This window comes from Mesobacillus campisalis, from assembly GCF_000986785.1.
Lineage (GTDB): Bacteria > Bacillota > Bacilli > Bacillales > Cytobacillaceae > Mesobacillus_B > Mesobacillus_B campisalis.
In genome coordinates this window covers 1-618 of the sequence record NZ_LAYY01000078.1, presented here as the reverse complement: position 1 = coordinate 618, position 618 = coordinate 1, and the positions used below count along the sequence as shown (strand labels likewise).

At 54.7% G+C, this 618-nt stretch carries 1 rRNA gene; it reads right to left on the bottom strand.

Features of this window, described 5'->3' with window-relative positions:
- A 23S ribosomal RNA gene (locus tag WQ57_RS22490) occupies positions 1-618 on the bottom strand; the annotation flags it as partial.

Genomic DNA, 618 nt, shown 5'->3' with positions numbered 1-618 from the left:
CTCCGTTACATTTTAGGAGGCGACCGCCCCAGTCAAACTGCCCGCCTGACACTGTCTCCCGCCCCGATGAGGGGCGCGGGTTAGAATTTCAATACAGCCAGGGTAGTATCCCACCGACGCCTCCACACAAGCTGGCGCTCATGTCTCCAAGGCTCCTACCTATCCTGTACAAGCTGTACCAAAATTCAATATCAGGCTGCAGTAAAGCTCCACGGGGTCTTTCCGTCCTGTCGCGGGTAACCTGCATCTTCACAGGTACTATAATTTCACCGAGTCTCTCGTTGAGACAGTGCCCAGATCGTTACGCCTTTCGTGCGGGTCGGAACTTACCCGACAAGGAATTTCGCTACCTTAGGACCGTTATAGTTACGGCCGCCGTTTACTGGGGCTTCGATTCAGAGCTTCGCGTGAGCTAACCCCTCCTCTTAACCTTCCAGCACCGGGCAGGCGTCAGCCCCTATACTTCGCCTTGCGGCTTCGCAGAGACCTGTGTTTTTGCTAAACAGTCGCCTGGGCCTATTCACTGCGGCTTTTCCGGGCTTTAACACCCTAAAAAGCACCCCTTCTCCCGAAGTTACGGGGTCATTTTGCCGAGTTCCTTAACGAGAGTTCTCTCGC